Source organism: Streptomyces sp. NBC_00223, from assembly GCF_036199905.1.
Taxonomy (GTDB): Bacteria; Actinomycetota; Actinomycetes; order Streptomycetales; family Streptomycetaceae; genus Actinacidiphila.
The window spans coordinates 1,046,608-1,064,377 of record NZ_CP108109.1 but is presented as its reverse complement, the minus strand read 5'-3'; the positions used below and the strand labels follow the sequence as shown (position 1 = coordinate 1,064,377).

At 69.6% G+C, this 17,770-nt stretch carries 17 protein-coding genes and 1 pseudogene; 4 read left to right on the top strand and 14 right to left on the bottom strand.

Annotation, left to right across the window (positions count from 1 at the left end):
* Window positions 1-64: 64 nt before the first annotated feature.
* The 5 genes from OHA30_RS04320 to OHA30_RS04300 form a co-directional block, all read right to left on the bottom strand.
* Window positions 65-574: a hypothetical protein gene (locus OHA30_RS04320; protein WP_328912455.1), complete on the bottom strand. Its 510-nt coding sequence runs from the start codon at window positions 572-574 to the stop codon at window positions 65-67.
* A gap of 72 nt (window positions 575-646) precedes the next feature.
* Complete coding sequence (locus tag OHA30_RS04315) at window positions 647-1,144, bottom strand: hypothetical protein (RefSeq protein ID WP_328912454.1); 498 nt, start codon at window positions 1,142-1,144, stop codon at window positions 647-649.
* 27 nt (window positions 1,145-1,171) lie between these two features.
* Complete coding sequence (locus tag OHA30_RS04310; RefSeq protein ID WP_328912453.1) at window positions 1,172-1,942, bottom strand: hypothetical protein; 771 nt, start codon at window positions 1,940-1,942, stop codon at window positions 1,172-1,174.
* A gap of 142 nt (window positions 1,943-2,084) precedes the next feature.
* Window positions 2,085-3,047, bottom strand: coding sequence for a hypothetical protein (locus OHA30_RS04305; protein ID WP_328912452.1), 963 nt, complete (start codon window positions 3,045-3,047; stop codon window positions 2,085-2,087).
* A gap of 96 nt (window positions 3,048-3,143) precedes the next feature.
* Window positions 3,144-4,274, bottom strand: coding sequence for a hypothetical protein (locus OHA30_RS04300; protein ID WP_328912451.1), 1,131 nt, complete (start codon window positions 4,272-4,274; stop codon window positions 3,144-3,146).
* Between the two features lie 552 nt (window positions 4,275-4,826).
* On the opposite strand from OHA30_RS04300, the gene OHA30_RS04295 reads away from it, so the two are divergent.
* Together OHA30_RS04295 and OHA30_RS04290 are read left to right on the top strand one after the other, a co-directional pair.
* Complete coding sequence (locus tag OHA30_RS04295) at window positions 4,827-5,684, top strand: helix-turn-helix domain-containing protein (RefSeq protein ID WP_328912450.1); 858 nt, start codon at window positions 4,827-4,829, stop codon at window positions 5,682-5,684.
* Between the two features lie 177 nt (window positions 5,685-5,861).
* Window positions 5,862-6,308 (top strand): hypothetical protein, encoded by a 447-nt coding sequence (locus OHA30_RS04290; RefSeq protein WP_328912449.1) that lies wholly within the window; start codon window positions 5,862-5,864, stop codon window positions 6,306-6,308.
* Window positions 6,309-6,724: 416 nt separating this feature from the next.
* On the opposite strand, the gene OHA30_RS04285 is transcribed toward OHA30_RS04290, so the two are convergent.
* The 3 genes from OHA30_RS04285 to OHA30_RS04275 form a co-directional block, all read right to left on the bottom strand.
* Window positions 6,725-6,922, bottom strand: coding sequence for a DUF397 domain-containing protein (locus tag OHA30_RS04285; protein WP_328917718.1), 198 nt, complete (start codon window positions 6,920-6,922; stop codon window positions 6,725-6,727).
* A 743-nt stretch (window positions 6,923-7,665) separates the two neighbouring features.
* A protein-coding gene (locus OHA30_RS04280) for an IS5 family transposase (protein ID WP_405785798.1) occupies window positions 7,666-8,474 on the bottom strand; the annotation gives its coding sequence in 2 pieces (ribosomal slippage) (window positions 7,666-8,126 and window positions 8,126-8,474; 810 coding nt in all).
* A gap of 65 nt (window positions 8,475-8,539) precedes the next feature.
* Window positions 8,540-9,823: a hypothetical protein gene (locus tag OHA30_RS04275; RefSeq protein ID WP_328912447.1), complete on the bottom strand. Its 1,284-nt coding sequence runs from the start codon at window positions 9,821-9,823 to the stop codon at window positions 8,540-8,542.
* A gap of 177 nt (window positions 9,824-10,000) precedes the next feature.
* Between OHA30_RS04275 and OHA30_RS04270 the strand changes: the two genes are divergently transcribed.
* Both OHA30_RS04270 and OHA30_RS04265 read left to right on the top strand, forming a co-directional pair.
* Entirely contained in the window at window positions 10,001-10,309 is a 309-nt protein-coding gene (locus OHA30_RS04270) for a transposase (RefSeq protein ID WP_328912434.1), read from the top strand.
* Window positions 10,306-11,226, top strand: a complete 921-nt coding sequence (locus OHA30_RS04265; RefSeq protein ID WP_328912446.1) for an IS3 family transposase — start codon at window positions 10,306-10,308, stop codon at window positions 11,224-11,226. Before OHA30_RS04270 ends, OHA30_RS04265 begins: the two co-directional genes overlap by 4 nt.
* A gap of 578 nt (window positions 11,227-11,804) precedes the next feature.
* Here the strand turns inward: OHA30_RS04265 and OHA30_RS04260 are convergent.
* The 6 genes and pseudogenes from OHA30_RS04260 to OHA30_RS04235 form a co-directional block, all read right to left on the bottom strand.
* Complete coding sequence (locus OHA30_RS04260; RefSeq protein WP_328912445.1) at window positions 11,805-13,307, bottom strand: ATP-binding protein; 1,503 nt, start codon at window positions 13,305-13,307, stop codon at window positions 11,805-11,807.
* Window positions 13,308-13,333: 26 nt separating this feature from the next.
* Window positions 13,334-13,788, bottom strand: a pseudogene (locus OHA30_RS04255) (DUF6238 family protein).
* A 37-nt stretch (window positions 13,789-13,825) separates the two neighbouring features.
* Window positions 13,826-15,295: an SCO6880 family protein gene (locus OHA30_RS04250; RefSeq protein ID WP_328912444.1), complete on the bottom strand. Its 1,470-nt coding sequence runs from the start codon at window positions 15,293-15,295 to the stop codon at window positions 13,826-13,828.
* Window positions 15,296-15,385: 90 nt separating this feature from the next.
* The gene (locus OHA30_RS04245) at window positions 15,386-16,738 is read right to left on the bottom strand and encodes an SCO6881 family protein (RefSeq protein WP_328912443.1); all 1,353 of its coding nucleotides are present in this window, start codon (window positions 16,736-16,738) and stop codon (window positions 15,386-15,388) included.
* 28 nt (window positions 16,739-16,766) lie between these two features.
* Window positions 16,767-17,417 (bottom strand): hypothetical protein, encoded by a 651-nt coding sequence (locus tag OHA30_RS04240; RefSeq protein WP_328912442.1) that lies wholly within the window; start codon window positions 17,415-17,417, stop codon window positions 16,767-16,769.
* A 38-nt stretch (window positions 17,418-17,455) separates the two neighbouring features.
* Window positions 17,456-17,764, bottom strand: a complete 309-nt coding sequence (locus tag OHA30_RS04235) for a DUF6112 family protein (protein ID WP_328912441.1) — start codon at window positions 17,762-17,764, stop codon at window positions 17,456-17,458.
* Window positions 17,765-17,770: the final 6 nt, after the last annotated feature.

Below are 17,770 nucleotides of genomic sequence, written 5' to 3'. Positions count from 1 at the left end.
CGAGGATCCGCAGATTCTGCGATTTGGCCCTGCCGCAGATCGGTGATAGACAGCCGCGCTGTCGTCATCCCGACCGGCTGAGGCCGTGGTTGTGGTCGAAGTTCTCGGCGGCGATCCGCGCGAAGTACCCGTCGTTGTGGAGGCGGGCCCAGCGGCCGTCCTGACGGATGACGGTGGCGACGATGTCGAGCCCGTCGGCCTGGTTGCGCAGCGCCGCCCAGCGGCAGGCGTGCGGATCGTCGTCCGGCTCGATGCCGGTGGCGTCGAGGACCTCGCGGGTCAGCTCGAACCAGTCGTCGTCGCTGAGGGCGGTGGAGGTGGTCTTGCGCAGGGCGCAGTGCCAGGTGAGCCGCCGGGCCGGGGTGTGACCGGTGCGTGACCTGCGCAGGGCCACCGGCTCGTCGAGCAGCGCGGCCAGCAGCGGAAGGGTGATGACGTCCTGGTCGGTCAGCTCCGGCGACCAGGCGGTGAGCAGGTAGTTGTCGAAGCCGGGTTCGCTGCCGTGGAGTTCGGTGAGCAGCTCGGTGGTGCTTTCGGTGCGCCGTACGTCGCAGCGCAGCGGGTACTCGGGCATGAGGTGTCCCTTCCGGGAGGGTGGGGGCGGGGGGCTCGATGCCCTGCCTGGCAGGCGGGCGACCGTGGCGGGTCAGAAGTGCGGGTTCTCGGTCGGCCGGTCGGCTTCGGTCGCCGCGTCTAGCAGCTCGGTCAGGTCTTCGGGCTCGGAGGAGCGCTGGTCGATCCACCACCCGGCGCGGGTGATGGTGCGCGCCGCGTCCTCGACGGCCTCCCACTCGGCCTCGGTGGTCTCGCCCTCGATGACCAGGGCGGTGTAGGCGGCGGCCAGGATCTGGTGCCGGCACCGCACGGCCCAGGCCACGGCGCGCTCGGTCCCCTCCAGGGGCGGCATCGCGTACTGCGCCGACCAGGCTTCGGACTCGGCCTGCTCCTGGGCACGCTTGGCCTCCAGCCAGGCGGCCTTGTCCTGAGCGTCACCGTCGCGTGCGGCCTTCCAGCAGTCGGTGCACTCCTGGGTGGCGAGCCATTCGGCAAAGCCCGCGCGGCGGTCGGCAGGCCGGGCGGACAGGTCCCTGGACGCCGCGTGGCCACACGAGTGCGTGATCTGCCAGATCGTTTTCACAGCCATGGGAAGCGCTCCTTGCACGAAGTGGTCTCAGCGGTGGCGGGAGTACGCGATGGGTGGATCCGCCGGAGCGGCCGGCGGTGTGGCGGTCGGCGTGGGAACCGGCGGCTTGCCCGGAAGGCCGGCTCGGGCGGGGCTGGGTGCGAGGGCGGTGGCGTTCGTGGCGGGGAAGGTGCGGGTCGCGGAGGAATGACCTTGCTCGGGGTGCTCTGTGCCCGTGCCCGGGGTCCTGTGCGCGGTGATGTCCTGGGCGAGAGCGGGCTGTACGGCGACTTGCAGGCCCGCGTGGTTCATCGCCACCGTGGTCCGGGCGACCGTGTCGAGTCCGTCGGCCCGGCCCGTGTCGGGTGGCAGCGTGTAGATGTCCAGGCGCGGGTGGGGCTGCCAGCCGTGTTCGCCGAGCAGTTGATGGGCCGGGGGGACACTGTCGGTGGTGGCGGCGACCATGCCGAGCTGTGGGTGTTCGGCGAAGGCGATGTCCGGTGCGATACGGACCGGCGCCGCATGAGCCGGACGGTCGGGGCCGGAGGAGTCAGCCAGTGACGGGTCGAAGACGAGGTCCGCGTCGACTTTGTAGCCGGCCTTGCGGAGCAGGGCCACGGCCCGGGTGGCGCGTTCGCGTCCGTCGTGTTCCTGGTCGGTGAGCGCGTACAGGTCGGGGTGGCTGGGGACGGGGTGGAAGCCGAAACCTTTGAGCATCCAGGCGCTGGTGGCGCGGTGCTGGGGGTTGGCAGCGACGATGCCGAAGTCGGGGTGGTGGCCGACCGTGATGTCGGGGAGCGGGTGGTCGGGGGTGGGCATGGCGGATCCGTTCGTGAAGGACGGTGGCGGGGGAAGGGGCGGAGGCGCGGGCGGATCTGCGGGGCGGGTTCACCGGTTCTCCAGAGCGGGGTGCGGCCAGCGCCGGGTGGGTGGCGCGGACCATTGGGCGTGGACGGGCTTTTCAGCGGCGGCGTTCGGGCGCGGGCGCAGCGTTCGGCGGAGTCGGCGTCACGGTCTCTGCGGTTGTGGCGGAACCGTAGTGTTGTGCTGCGGGGGAGACGGCCTGGGCGGCGGCGCAGCGGTCACCGGACCCGGCCGGTACGGCTGTCGGGGGCGCGGCGGACATCAGGGCGGCGGCGCGGGCCGGGTCGCGGGCGGCGTCTGCCTCCAGTTGGGCCAGGCGCTGTTCCAGGGCGCGGGCGTGGTCGTCCCGGTCGGTGATGTGGGTTTCCAGGGCGGTGATGGCCTGGCAGATGGTGGTCACCAGAGGGCCGTCCACGTACCAGCGGCCGTTCGTAAGGGCGTTGATGCGCATGCGGTAGAAGAGGCAGACGAGTTCCGCATTGCTCAACGTCAGATGACTGTTGTTCAGCTCGCGCAGAGCGGGATCGGCTTGTGGCTGGTCGGTGAGCGCCCGTAGCTGGTCGAGGTCGCCGACGAGTGCTTCGATCCGGGCATCGAAGCCGGAAAGCGCGGCCTTGGGGGGCGGCGTGTGCGTCTCAGGGCCGGGGCCCATGTGGGACAGGGGGCCGGCCTTTGTGGTGCGGGCGGTGCCTATGGCGGGGGTGAGGTGCCAGTGGGGGTCGAACATGTGGGCGGGTTCGTGTTCGGGTGCGGGGAGGCCGAGCCGCTGTTCCAGGCTGAGGGCGATGTCGTCGCGGAGGTCGACCAGTTCGGACATGTCGTTGAGTACCGGGTCGAGCTGCGCGATCAGTCCGGTGCGGGGGTAGTTGCCGGTGGCGGTGAGCGTCCAGAGGCGGGAGCGCAGCTCTTCCAGTGTCTTCTCGTTCTCGGTGAGCCGGATGTGGTCGAGCGCGGGGCTCCATTCGGCGGGGTCGGGTGAGTTGCGCAGGGCGTGGAAGGCGTCGATGCTGCCGAAACGCTTGATGAGCTGGGTGTCGTAGTGGGTGGCGGGTCGGGGCATGACAGATCCGTTCGGGACAGGGTGCGGGGGCAGGGCGGGCGGGGAGGGGGTGGTTCTGCTGGTGCTGGTCAAGGCGGGCGTCGGGAGGGTTTCCGGTCAGCGGCCGGGGGCGGCGGAGGAGGGGCGGGCCGGTGGCGGGGCAGCAGCAGTGGCCGGGTCTGCGGGTGTGGGTGCTGGTTGTGTTCGCCGGGCGGCCGGTGAGAGCGCCAGCGCTGCGGCGACACGGGGTTCCTGCGTGGTGGTCGGGCCGGGTGGGGCGTACAGGGGATGCCGGGTGTGCCGGTCGGCCAGTTCGTTGCGCAGGGCCTGGATCTCCTGGACGGATACGCTCATGTGCTGGTTGATGCGGCGAAGGCGTGTGGCGTGGAGGGGATCGGCCGCTTCGCCGAGGTGTTCCCACCAGTCGGCTGTGGCGTCGAGGATTTCGGTGAGTCGGTCCAGGACGCCTTCGCCGGGGGCGGTCAGTTCGCTCAGGGCCGCAACGGCTTGGCTGGTGTGGCCGGCCCGGGAGATGGACTGGGCGAGGTCGCCGAGCTGGTCGCCGAGGTTCGTCGCGTGGCCGGTGTCGACCGGCAGGCTGGTGTCGAGCAGGTCGCCCTGGCAGGCGTAGGTGAAGCCTTCGGCGCGCAGCATGCCGACGGCCCGGGTCACCGCGTGGCGCTGTTCGGCCGGGTCGGTCATGGCGGCGGGCAGGTGGTGGAAGCGTCCGCGGTGGGTTACTTCGGAGACGAAGCCGGCGCGGTGAAGTACGGCGTCTGCGGCGTTGAGGGGTTCGAGCGTACGGTGCCGTTCTGGTGGGGGCAGGCCGAGCTGGTCCAGGCGGGCGTCGATGGCGGCCAGGAGCGCAGCGGTGCTGCCCCTGTTGCGGGCGTGGGGGCCTGCGGGCTCGGAGTTGTAGAGGACTTCGGGAACTGTGAGGTCGTAGGGATGTTCTCGGGTGACCAGCCAGCTTTCCGGGTACCCGGGCGGATGGTCGGTGGCCGGCTCCTGGGGCGGGGAGATGATCAGGGCGCTGCCGTCGGGGAGTTCGGCGTGGACGATGTAGTCGCTCAGGCCGTACTCGACGGTGCACACCAGGCCGCGCTGCCGCAGCGGGGCGGTGAGGTGGGCGTACGGGTAGTCGTTCCGTCCGTCTTCGGCGGCGTCTTGGTGCGCCGGGTCTCTGGTGCGGGCGATGACGCGCCTGCCTTCTCGCTGGATGGTGACGACGGTCGGGTCAGGGCGCATGGGGCTTCTCCGCGGTAGGTCTCTCGGCGGCTGAGGGAAAGCGCTGGGCTGGGTGGGGTTCGGTCGGGGTATCGCGTGCGTCGAGGATCCGCAGAGCGCGCGATTTGGCCTCGCTGCGGATCGGTGATAAGTGCGTGAGCGCACGCCTGGTCTACGGCGGAGGTGTCCGGCACGCCGAGAGCTTTGGTGACCTCTTCCAGACACTGGAGGCAGGGGGCGTGGGTGGCTCGGACCGGCGTGTCGGGCGGGGGCCGCACCGTCGCCAGCGGTGCGCGCGCCGATGTCAGGGGGTGAGCCCTGCTGCCTTGCGGGCGCCGCGTATCTGCTGACAGCGGCGCCCAGTTGCGCATGGGGCGCGTTGGAACTTCCGGGAGTCGCGGGTCGTAGTCTGTAACCCATTCGGGTCAGATAGAGTGCTGACAGTAAGGATATGACTTCAGCTCATAAAATGGCTGGGGCCTAAAAATTAGCTAGTAGCTGAAAGTTGGGCGCGTGACGATAGGCGGCGAAGTGCCGTGTGACGTACCTGTCCGTCCGGGTGAGGGGAGTGGCATGGCCAGGCATCTGGATCCGAGCCGGCATCGCCGAACGCTGCGCCGAGAACTGCGTCGGGGCCGTGAGGCCCAGGGAATGACTCAGCGTCAGGTGGCCGAGACGCTCGGGTGGTCACCGTCGAAGTTGGTCCGGGTCGAGGCCGGGCAGGTCGGGCTGTCGCTCAAGGACGTCCGGGCTCTGCTCGCCCTCTACAAGGTCACCGATCCAGACCTGGTCGCCCTTGTGGAGAAGGCCGCGCGCGGAAGCAAGGGGTCAAGCTGGTGGGCGAAGTACCACGACCTGCTCAGCCCGCAGTTCAGCCAGTATCTGGGCCTGGAGCAGGCGGCGGTCTCCGTGCGCGCTTTCCATCCGATCGTCATACCGGGGCAGTTGCAGACGGCCGAGTACTCAGCGGCGCTGCTACGACCGCGTGTGGCGGACTCCGACAGGCTCCAGCGGCTGATCGACATGCGTGTGGAAAGGAGCGACTGGCTGTTCGATGAACAAGGTGAAGTCGTTACCCGGTTCGTCGTCGCCGAAGAGGCGCTGGGCAAGAACCCTGGCAGCCCCCAGGTGCTGCGCGGCCAGCTTGCCCGGTTGCTGGAGCTGGGCAGCCGACCCCGTGTCGACATCGCGATCCTGCCCAGGACGTTTCCCTTCCACTACAGCACTCTCGGCAGCTTCGTGCTGCTCGGATACTTCGACGACACCGACCTGCTGTACCTGGAGCACGCCACCGGCAGCATGACCAGCGGCACGGACCCCTTGCTCGCCGCTTACCAGAGGTGCTTCGACGAAATCTTCGCGGGCGCGCTGCGCGGGGACGATTCCGCCGCTCGCATCGAACAGGCCATGGCGGAGGTCGGCGGCAACTGAGAGTCCCCAAGCTCAGCGTTCTGAAGAGAGCCGGAGAGTCCCAGGTATATGAGCCGGGAGCAGGAAGCGCGAAATGACGCTCGTGCTGCTGGCGGTGGGCAGCGGGAGCCCGCCGATCAGGAGGCGCGACCGTCGAGCGACGGCACTGACGACGGTCCGTGTCCGCCGACTCGTGCGGTGCAGGACGACGCGACCACCGACCGGTGGCTGAAGGTCCGGCAGGAGGAGACCAACTCCGCGATCCGCCGCGACCAGGCCGCAACGGACAACGCGATCCGTCGGCTGGAGGCGGAGTCGCAGGCCCGTATCCAGGAGGAGGCCGCTCACGCCCGGGAACAGCGCCGCACGCTGCACGCATACGGCTCATGGGTGCTGATTCTGGTCGTGGCGCCGGTCGTGTTCATCGGCGTCACGGCCGGAGCGCTCGCAGTGAGCGGACGCCTTCTCGATGTCTCGCACGCGATCCCGCTCTCGGCCGTCGGAGGCCTGATACTCACCTTGGGGGCGGCCGGGATCCGGCGGTGGATACGTCGGAGGGCCGGCCGCTCCGGATCAGGCCCTCCCCGTACCGGCGGCTCCCCGCTACCTCCAGGTGGAACTCCGCCGAGCGGCAGCGCCGAGTAACGCGCACCGTCGGCCTTCACCTGAACGGAACGTCATGCGGCCCGCCGTCCCCTCGTGGACGCCCATCCGCATCGACGGCGTTCTGGCCTGCGGAATTCCCGCCAACGGCCGAAGCATCCGGACAGTCCGGTGTCACGGTGGGTCTGCCGACGGCTGAACGCCGTGCCTTGAGGGTTTCCCACGCCCAGACTCCCGCTCCCCACAGCAGCAGCAGAGCCACGAGCGTTGCGGCCCAGACAATCAGCTTGGCCCGCGGATGGTCGACCGAGACCGACGCGGCGCCGGCAGCAAGCAACCCGAGCCCGCCTCCCAGGACGTATACACCTGCGCGGCGCAGCCAACTCCAGGCCCGCTGTTGCAGTGCCTCGTCCAGTAGCAGGTCGCGTGCGGGCCTCACGAGGCTCCTACCCCCGGCCTCACACCGGCCACGGGCCAGCCAGGCGTCCGCAGGCCACGTCGGCCACGAACGCACGCCACGCGGAGGCTGAGACCTGAAGCTCCGGCCCTAATCGGTCTGTCGAGTCGCGCACCCGCACTTGGCCGGGGTCCAGGGCCACTTCTACGCACTCGTACTCGTTTCCGCTGTAGCTGCTCTTGCGCCATCGGCCAGACATGCTTGTCACGCAGTCACCCTCCCCGACCGGCCGGACGTTTCACCGGCCTGAGCCACTAGCAGCACTGCCTGGCCGTTCCGCGCACCTTTGACCGGGAAGCGCAAATACCGCTGCGAATCCAGATGCCACGGAACCGGTGGGCAATGGTGCACCTTCGAATCCAGGGCATACCCAGAATTCTGGAAACAGACACAACGGGCCCGCAGTTGTACCGTAAAACATCGGCTTCACTCGCGGCAAGGAGCATACCCAACCCCGTGTCGCCTATAGGCAGAAGCACAGGTGGCGTGGCCTGGACAAAGGGCGCAGGGGCAGGCATCGTCGCAGGAGCATGTGCCCCTGGACCAGCAGCTGGCCGACCAGGCCTCGAGCGGCCGAATGAGGACCGCGCTGCCTCCTGCGGACTACTCGAATGAGTGATTTGTCCGGCCGGTCACGGGTGAATCGCGCTACGAAGCTCACGTGCCCGGTCGCATACGCTCAGGTTCGGTCGGTCTGTCGCTTGAATGAAGCGGACCATGACGTCCCCCTGTCGGCGGAAATATGAGCTGCCATGCGGACCGTGAATATGCCAATAGTGCATGCCATTCTGGCTCTTCGTGCTGGGCTCATTGCAAACAGTAATCCGATAGGGCGAGGAAGGGAAAGGGTGCACGTGCGCGCGGGGAGTGAGGGGCGCCCCGGAGTCGTGAGAGGGGCGCATTCGTTCAAGCGAAGTGAGCCTTGTCGCCTTACTGATCATTTCAGAATGGGGTTCGGAGGCATCGCAAGCAGTCGATGCTGCAGGCGAGTTGGGGTAGTCCGAGGTGGAGGTCGGCGCGTATCTCGTAGCAGGGCCGCAGGCGCTTGAACTGGTGGAGCCAGGCGAAGGTTCGCTCGACGCCCCAGCGGGTCTTGCCCAGGCCGGATCCGTGGGCGGTGCCTTTGCGTGCGATCTTCGGTGTGATGCCGTGAGCGCGGAGCAGGCGACGGTATTTGCCGTAGTCGTAGCCGCGGTCGGCGAACAGCCGCCGTGGTCGGTGACAGGGCCGGCCCACCAGGCCGCGGATGCGGGGGATCGCGTCGAGCAGGGGCATGAGCTGGGTGACGTCGTGACGGTTTCCGCCGGTCAACGACACCGCAAGGGGTGTTCCGTGCCGGTCGGTGATCAGATGATGCTTGCTGCCCCGGCGGCCGCGGTCGACCGGCGAAGGTCCAGTGTGAGCCCCCCATTCAGGGCCCGGACGTGCGAGCCGTCGACCGCGGAGCCGTCCATGTCCAGCAGCCCGGCTCCGCGGAGTTCCGCGAGGAGCATCTCGTGCAGGCGGGGCCAGACGCCAGCCGCGGTCCAGTCCCGCAGACGCCGCCAGCACGTCACCCCACTGCAGCCGATCGTCTCGGTCGGCACGTCCGCCCAAGTCACACCCGTGCGCAAGACGTAGACGATGCCCCGCAGAGCCGCACGGTCATCCGCCGGCAGTCGCCCTGGATGCCGCCGACGTCGCGGCGGGCGAGAAGGAAGCAGCGGGGCGACACGATCCCACAGATCATCAGGCACAAGATCATCCGACACCTGCAGAACTCTGCCGCCCACCGGCCCAACTGCCAAGACTCTGAACCAAACTCATTCTGAAATGATCAGTAAGCGAAACCGAGCGGCGGGTCGAATCGGTACGGTTCCCAGCAGTACAGGCGCCATTGGCCGGGCAGAAGCGACGATACGGGTTGCCCGTCGGCGTCCTCGTACAGCCATCGAATCGCGGTCCGCAGGGGTTCGTCCTCGTGTTGGCCGGCCAAACGCAGTTCGACATCTACCAGGCAGGAGGCCGGCGCGATGTGGTCGACGGCCAGGATGGCGAAGGCCGTCAGCGCGTGGTCTGCGTACTGCATTCGCACCTCGCGGGGCATGGCAGCGCCGTACGTGTCCTGGGAGGGCTGTGAGATCCACTGCGCCATCTGCCCGTAGTTGCGCCGGGTCCAGGCAGTCAGGAACTGCTCGGTCGCCGATGCTGGGGCCTCCTGGGCGAAGTTTGAGTCGTCTGCGCTGACGCGACACGGCTTCCAAGCGTCGTTGGCCTGCTGGTTTCTGCTCAGTTCGGACAGTGATCGCCACAGCTGTTTCCAGGTTGGCCGCGGTGGTGGTGGGGTCTTTTCCTTGATCGTGGCGTTGGCCCAGTCGACGACTGCGAACAGGCGGTTCCAGGCTTTGGTGGCCACCACGACGTTGTCGTAGTTGAGCAGGCTGCCGTGGACGATGCCGTTGCGGTAGAGCTCGTAGACGGGCTCCTCGTTGGTGGCGCTTTTTCCCTTGGTGAACGTCTTGTGTGCGTTGGCCAGGCCCATGTGGTGCCCGACGACGCTGTCCCAGGCGTGGAGATCCTCGGCCTGCCGGGCATGCAGGCCCCGGCGTACGGTCTCGAACTCGTTGACGAAGCCGTCCATGACGCTCAACAACAGGTGGATGCAGCTGTAGTAGCGGCCGGCGGCATAGTCCTCGTGGGCCTTGAGGATCAGCTGTCGACGCTTGCGCAGGGCCGGCAGCCTGTTGATGACGTGGAGCCGAAGCGCGAGGGCGTCGTAGTCGGTGTACAGGGCGATGAACGCCTCCTCGGCGGCATCGGGCCCATCACCAGAGGCAAGGAGTTCCTCGACGGCATCGACGGGGAGACTCTCGTGGAAGATCCAATTCCTGGGTCCCAGAACCCGGTAGAAGTCGTCCACCGTGTCGCACAGCCGTTGCAACTGGTGTTCGATGGCCGCAAAGTCAGTGCGCTGGTCACGGGGGATCAGGAACCGAAGCGCCCGCGCCTGTCCCAGCTGCTGACGCAACTGGCGAACCGACGGCAGGTCCCGTGCCGAGGCATAGCCGGTGGAACCGCCCACGCTCGGGTCGTCAGCCGCATCTGTCGTCCCGCTTTTCATTGTGTCAAGTTATGTAAGCGGAAGGCAGAGCGCTACCGGTTTGCGGCTTGCGCCGGACCCGTATACGGGAGCCCGGCAGCCCAGCACACGTCCTGCCCCAGCTCACTGTGAGGTTCCCCCGAGATGCGGGGAATGGTGACAGCAGGTCAGATGGGTTTCATGAGAGGAGCCCTGACGATGCCTGCCCCGAGGAAGTACCCGCTGGAGTTGCGTGAGCGTGCGGTGCGGTTGTACCGGGCGGCCGAGCCGAAGCCCGTGATCCGTCGCATGGCCGAGGAACTCGGCGTGCACCACGAGGCCCTGCGCAACTGGATCCGCCAGGCCGAGGCGGACGCCGGCGAACGGGACGATGTGCTGACCACTGCCGAGCGGGAGGAGCTGGCCGCCCTGCGCAAGGAGAATGCCCAGCTCAAGCGTGCCAATGAGGTCCTGCGGACGGCCTCGGCTTTTTTCGCGGCCCAGCTCGACCCGACCCGGCCCAGATGACCGCGCTCCTCGATGAGCACTCGCACCTGGGGGTCGAGCCCGTACTCCGGGAACTGGACATCCCCTCCTCCACCTACTACCGCTGGCGCCGAGCCGTGACCGAGCCGTGCGAACGGCGCCGCCAGGACGCCGGGCTGACCAGCAGGATCCGCCAGATCCACGACGAGTCCGGCGGGATCTACGGCTCGCCCCGCGTGCACGCCGTCCTCAAGCGCGAGGGTGTCCATGTCGGCCGCAAGCGCGTCGAGCGGCTCATGCGCCAGGCCGGCCTGGCCGGGATCAGCCCCCGCCGGGGCAAGAGTTTCACCCGCCGGGACCCCGACGCCGAACTCGCTCCTGACCTGGTGCAACGCGACTTCACCGCGAACGGGCCGAACCGATTGTGGGTCACCGACCTCACCATGATCTCCACCCAGGAGGGGCCTTTGTGGCTATCGGCGATCCGGGACGCGTTCTCCCGCCGAGTCGTGGCATGGGAGACCTCCGCCCGCGCGGACGCCGACCTGGTCCTGACCTCGCTGGAATACGCCCTGGCCAGCCGCGAAGTCGCGCCCGGCGAACTCGTCCACCACGCGGACCACGGCACCCAATACACCTCGGTGAAACTCACAACACGCCTGGTCAGGGTCGGGATCCAGGCATCCATGGGCTCGGTCGGCGACTCGTTCGACAATGCCCTCGCGGAGAACCTGTGGATGCTGGTCAAGACCGAGTGCATCCGCGGCCGCGTCTTCGCCACCAGAGCCGAAGCAAACCTCGCGCTCTTCGAGTACATCGACGGCTTCTACAACCCCCGCCGCATCCAAAAACGGCTCGGCTACCTCAGCCCGATCGAGTACGAAGAGAAGCACTACGCCAACCGGGCGACGACCGAACCAACGAACCCGAAACCACGTCAACCCGCCCCGACCAGCTAGTCAGCCACACCCGCACACCGGGGGAACCTCACTGAAACGATCAGTTGGTCGCCCCCATGTAAGCAGATCAGGCGGACATCGGGCGTCCGTGTCGAACACGTACCGTCTGGGTGGGAACCTGCAAACGGGTGGAGGTGCGGTCGAGAATCCGGGGTTTCGCCGGTTTGGCCCGCGCGGAATCCGGTGGTCGGGGGCGTCAGCGTGTGCGGCGCTCGACGGGCGGAGCGGCCGGGCCTGCGGTGGGAGGACAGCCCCAGAAACAGCCGTCGTACTCCGCAGAGCGGGCGTGGAGCGGATCAGCGCTGCCTGCTCGCAGAGGACAGGCTGCCGTTGTTTGGTGCCGATCCGGGCGGCCTCGCTGTGCTCGGCGTCGGCCAGGCGGTCGGTCCAGGTGGTGATGGCGGGCCCGACCGGTTCGGGTACGGAGCCCTTCTTGACCGACCAGCGGAGCAGGTCGTCGCGCGTCGGCGCGCCGGTGCGGGCGGAGTTGATCTGCTCGGTCGTGCGTCCGGTGTTGTCGTAGAGTTCGAAGTCGGGGTGGGGGAACACGGGTCGGCCCTTCTGTTGCCGTGCGGGGGTCAGCGCATCCTGGCGTCGGTGTCGAACAGGGCCCGTTCGGCTGGGTGGAGCAGGTGCTGGGTGATGAAGCTGCGGCCGGCGACTTTCCACAGGCCGCGGCCTTTGGTGAGGGCGGCGACGGCCTGGGTTTCGACGCCGGTCAGGCCGAGGAGGGATGCCGCGGCGGCGAGCTGGTCGGGTTCCTGGCGGTAGATGATGCGGGTGGAGCAGTCGGCGAGCAGGCCCTCAGCGAGCACGCGGCCGCGTGAGCCGGCGTCGCCTGCGGACAGCAGGTCGCTGAGCCGGTGGATGACCATGAGGTTGGCGATGCCGAGTCCGCGGGAGAGTTTCCACTGGGACTGCATGCGTTCCAGCAGGCCGACGTGGCGCATGACGCGCCATGCTTCGTCGTAGATGACCCAGCGCCTTCCGCCGTCGGGGTCGGCGAGGGCGGATTCCATCCATGCCGAGGCGCAGGTCATGGCCAGGACCAGGGCGGTGTCGTCGCCGGTGCCGCCGAGGCGGGACAGGTCGATGGACAGCATCGGCGTGGCCGGGTCGAAGGTAACGGTTGAGGGGGCGTCGAACATGCCGGACAGGTCGCCGTGGACGAGGCGGCGCAGGGCGTGGGCGAGGTCCTGAGCGGCGGTGCCCATGTGTCCGCTCTGGTGGCCGAGGGCTTGGTCGAGGCGTTCGGGGGAGCTGAGGGTGTGGGCGATCTGGCCGAGCAGCGGCACGGTGCCGTTTGCCTCGGCCTGGGTGACGACGAGGTCGAGGGCGAGGTCGAGTGCGGTGTGCTCCATCGGCAGCAGGTCGCGGGCCAGGACGGTGCGGGCGAGGCCGGCCAGCAGCAGGAGGCGGCGCTTGCGGGTCTCGGTGGCCCAGTCGGCTTCGCTGACCGAGGCGGGCTTTGCGGGGGCGTCCAGCGGGTTCAGCCGGCCGGGCAGACCAGGGCCGAGGGCGATGGTGTAGCCGCCCAGCGCCTCGGCGACGGTGGTCCATTCGCCCTTGGGGTCACAGGGGACGTAGACCTTGTAGCCGTGGGCGATGGCGCGGGTGGCGATGGACTTGGCCAGCGCGGACTTGCCCATGCCGATGATCCCGGCGAGCACGGCGTTGGGGTTGGTGAAGCCTTCGATCCGGCCCGAGCTGTACAGCGAGAACGGGTCGTAGCAGAACGCGGCTTCGGCGTGGACATCGCGGCCGATGAAGATGCCCTCGGCTCCGAGTCCGCCTTCGGCGAGGAAGGGGTAGGCGCCGGAGACGGTGGCGGTGGTCATGCGGTGGGCGGGCAGGCGGAGCTTTCCGCCGCGGGCGGAGGCCGGACCAGGGCGGCCCGAGGGCGGGTAGGTCGGCCGCAGCTCCTCGTCGCCGGTCGCGTCCTCCCGGCGTTGGGCCGGCGTTGCGGCGCGGCGGGCCTGGCGGCGGGCTTCGGCGAACCCGGTGCGGGCGGCGCGCTGCTGCTCGCGGGTGGTTTTGCGGGGGACGAAGAGCTGGGTGGCGGTGGCGCGGGTGCGGGGCACGGACGTATCTCCTGCTCAGGGTGGGGTCAGTGGCGGATCAGGCCGGTGAACGGCCCGTGCAGATCAGCCGGGGTGCTGCGGCGACGCACCAGCCGGGCGGCGCCCTGGTGGCGGCGGCAGACGGTCAGCTCGGGTGCACCTTCGGGCAGTCCGGCGTGGCACGCCTCACGGTCGGGGACTTCGCCAGTACCAGGGCGGGGGCTGAGTGGTAGGCGGCGTGGATATCGGTGGCGGCCTGCCAGATCCGGGTACGCGCGGCGCCGAGGTGGTCTGCCTCGGCCGGTACCAAGGAGCCGGTACGCAGCGCGTGCGCGTCGAGCAGCTCGTACACGGCGACCAAGTGCTCGTGCAGCGAGTCGAGTTCGGCTCGGGAGGTGACGAGCGGGCCCGCTGGGATGTTGAGGGCGCGGTGGAAGTCGAGGGCGGCGGTGGCGAACGGCACGAAGTCCTGCGCGAACGGTGCGGCGGCGGTGCGGGACATGGGGGTGCTCTTTCAGCGGGAAGGGACAGGGCCGGCATCAGGCGGCAAGGGCCAGGGGCATGGCGGCCGTGGTGAACGCCTCGGCCTGCTGCCAGCGCAAGGCCCGCAGGTCGAGCTGCGCGCCGACGGCCGCTGTTTCCACGACCGCGCACGCCGAGCGCAGCTCGTCCTCGGAATCGGCCGAGACGGTCAGCAGGCCGGTCAGCGCCACGTCGGCGTGCCCGGCGATGAGCTGACGCTCACGCGACTTGATGTCCTGGTACTCGATCGAATCGGCCTCGGAGTCGACCTGGCCGCGCCGGGCCCGCTCGGCGGCGTCCGCGATCACGGACGCCTTCTTGCGCTGGACGTCGCGCAGCGCGGCGTCCAATCCCTTCGGCTCGTAGGACAGCGACAGGGTGCGGCGGACCCCGGCGGTGAACAGCAGCTGGTGCAAGAAGCCCGCGCTGGTCTCGATGCGGGGCCAGTTCTCGATCCAGTAGGTGGTGTGGAAGGCCGTGTCGGTGGCGATGTGGTCGGCCTTCTCCACCACCACGACGGGCCCGGCGGCAGCCGGGTCGGCCTCGGGGCGGCCGTTGGGCGACCAGCGGTCCAGTGCGGCGAGGGACTTGGGGTCGTACGCGGTCCGCACCACCGCCGCGATCTCGGCGGCCGTGAGCCAGCCGGTGGGGTTGAGGCCGGCGGTACGCGCGGCCTGGTCGAACGTCGAGGTGAGCTGGGCGAGCACGGAGAAGGCACCGGTCAGGCCGCCGCCGGCCTGGTTGATCAGCCGCCGGGCGGCCTTGGCGTCGAGCGAGATCGCGACGTACGCCTCGTGCGGTGCCGCGGCCGGCCCCGCGCTGGCGATGAGTTCGCTGTAGAGCGCCCCTGCCAGGGGGGTGTTGGGGTTGCCGTGCTCTTCCCAGTAGCGGCGCAGCGAGTCGCCGGAGTCGGGGACGGTGCGCTCGACGACCTGGACGCGGGCGACCTGCCCGGTGCGGGCCAGCGCCGCCAGGGCGCGCCCCCACCCGGACACGTTCGTGTTCTGGGTTCCTGGGTCAAGCAGCGCGTAAGCGCGGGCGGAGACCTTGACGACGGCGGTCAGGGTGCCGGTGCCCGGGTGGTGGACGGCGCCGTACCGGCGGTCAGGGGCGGTGACCACCCGCAACGAGGCAGCGGTACCGGGCAGATGAAGCAGTCCTTCACGCACCGGGCGCCGGGACGGTCGGGCCAGCCAGACGAGCTGGCCTTCGACGCGGCGCAGGGCGTAGCGGACGACGATCGGTGTCCAGTCGGCCAGCGACCGGCCTCGGGAGCGGACGAAGACGACGAGGGCGATGAGTGCCCACAGGGGAATGAGTTCGAGGGCGCCGACAATGCCGCGGCTGAGGATCACGGCGAGCAGGAGCAGACCGGTGAGGGTGACGGCGGTCAGTTGCGGGGCGGTCAGGCCGAGGAGGATTCCGCGCTTTGAGCGGTGCGGGAACTTCACGGTCGCGGGGGTGGTGGGCTGGGAGCGGTCAGACATGGCAGGTCCAGGGGGTGAGAGTAATGGGGTTCCGGGGGCGGGGCGGGCCACCGGCTGTGGAGTGCGGCCCGCCCCGGGGTGGTCGGCCGGTCAGGAATCGGGCGGCGGCTGCTGCGGGAGGACGCCGCTGGCCTGGGGGCCGGTGGAGGACGGCCGGTTGCTGTCGGGTGGCGGCGTGGGTACGTCGGCACCGGATATGGCGGCGCCGGGAGGAGGGGCGGCGCCTTCGGGCTGACCGGCGGAACCTCCACCGGAAGACGCAGGCCGGGTGATCAGCGGGGGGATGCCCGGTCGTCGGATGAGAGCGCGCCCCTTGTCCCCGGCGGCGTTGTCGTCCTCGCCGTAGCGGAAGGTGTTCCTCGCCCTGGGTGTGCCGTCGATGCCTTCCTTGCTGAGGTGGGTTCCGGCGGGGTTGATGCCGGAGGCGACTCCGTCGGCGTTGGCGCCGGGTACCTGGCTGGGTCCCTGGGGGGCGGGTGCTCCGGTGCCGGCCTGCATGGCGAGGCTGCCGGCGGTCTTGGCCGCGCCCGCGGCGACCGCCATCCCGGCGATACCGGTGCGGTGCACATCGTCGTGGCCGCCGCCGTCGGACGCCCAGTGGACGAACTTGTACGTCGCGTACGGGCAGAGCAGGACCAGGACCATGACGACCAGGCCCGCCATCGCGTCGGACAGGGCGGACAGCCCGTCGTGGGAGTCGGACTTGCCCATCGCGGACACGCCGATCAGGAACACGACGGTCATCAGGAGTTTGCTGACCACGAGGGTGGCGGTGGCTTCGATCCAGCCGCGCCTCCAGCGTTTGGCGGCTTCCCAGCCGCCGCCGGATCCGGCGAAGACCGCGAGCGCGACCAGGATGAGCACGCCGACCTTGCGGGCGACCATGACGCCCCAGTACATGAACGCTCCGATGGCCATGCCGAGGGCGACCAGGGAGGGGACGCCCCAGCCCAGGCCGAACATCGCCCCCAGCTCGTTGACTTCGACCACGCGGCGGATCGCATCGTTCACGGAGGTGTTCGCGGCCTGGAACAGGCCGTCGGACAGGGCGTCGACCACGGTGATGGCAACCGAGGTGAAGGCGACGGCGCAGAAGGAGAACAGGACGCCGGTCATGGTGCCGATGGCGGCCTGGGCCAGGGCTCGTTCGTCGCGCCGCCAGGCGGCGAACATCAGCTGGAGGCAGAAGGTGCCGACCGTGATCGCCAGCCCGATCGGCAGGAGCAGTTCGTAGTTGTCGCGGAACCAGGGGGCGTTGAGGTCGATCGCGGTGGTCTCGTTGACGGCCCTGGCGGCGAGGTCGGCGGCGCTGGCCGCCAGGTCGCCGGCGGACTTCGCCAGCCAGGCGCCGATGCCGTCGGTGACGGCCTGGCCGGTGCTGGAGACGACGCCGCCGATGGTGTCGCACACCGTCGACATCAGGGGGAGATCGCAGGCTCCCATGGCGGAACCTCCTTTCAGGGGTTGGCGGTCAGGGGGCGACGTTCGGCAGGACGCCGATGAGCGCGCAGGGCTGGTCGGGGCGGCACTGGACGGCGAGGGTGACCGCGCGGGCCTCGGCGCCGCCGCGGGGGGAGCCGGTCCAGGCGATGGACTGGCGGCCGGTGACGGTCACGGCGTAGACGTACGCGGTCGTGATCGCACCCGGGTCGGCTTGCAGGGCCTGGGTGAACGAGGTGGGGAGGTGCCCCTCGGACGCGGTGGCGGTGGCGAACTGGGCGTTGTCGGCCATCCGCCCCCACAGCACGGGCGAGGGCACCAGAGCATCGACCGACGCGGCATCTGCGTACCTGGCCTCCGTGGTCAGCCACCGGTGCAGGGCCGAGACCAGCTCGGGCTGGGAGTACACGCGGGTGTCGTACGACCACAGGGCGACGGCCGCCGCCTTCCCGAAGACGACAGGGTCGTACGTATCCGGCGGGACCGGCAGCGCGCTGTTCACGCCGTGCGGCGGAGGCGTGGTCTCTACCGTGGCTGACGGCGGCAGAGGAGCGGCCGAACTCGCGGCCCGGTCAAGGGGTTTGGTGGAGGAGCGGCTGTCTCGGGTCAGGAAGGCGGCAAGGGCCGCGAGGGCGACGAGCACCACCAGGACAGCGGTGCCGAGCAGTGCTCGGCGGCGCATACGCGAGACACCGTCGGGGTTCGAGGACGTAGACGGCATCAGTGGACCTGCGTTCCGAGCGTGGAGAAGAACGCCACGATCCCGTTGGCGGCACCCAGCAGGAGAGCCGCGCCCGCGGAGACGAGGACGCCCTTCTTGCCGTTGGCCTCGGCCTGGTGGCCTCCGGAGTGGTGGCCCCAGGCCCACACTCCGGCGCTGACCGCCAGCGCCCCGACCACCGCGATGATCCCGAACAGGTTGACCGAGCCCATCACCTGCTTGAGCACGGACAGGCCCGGCAGCCCGCCTTCGTTCGGCTTGATCCCGGGGTCGTAGGCGAGCCGCACTACCTTGTCGGCGAGATACATGTGAAC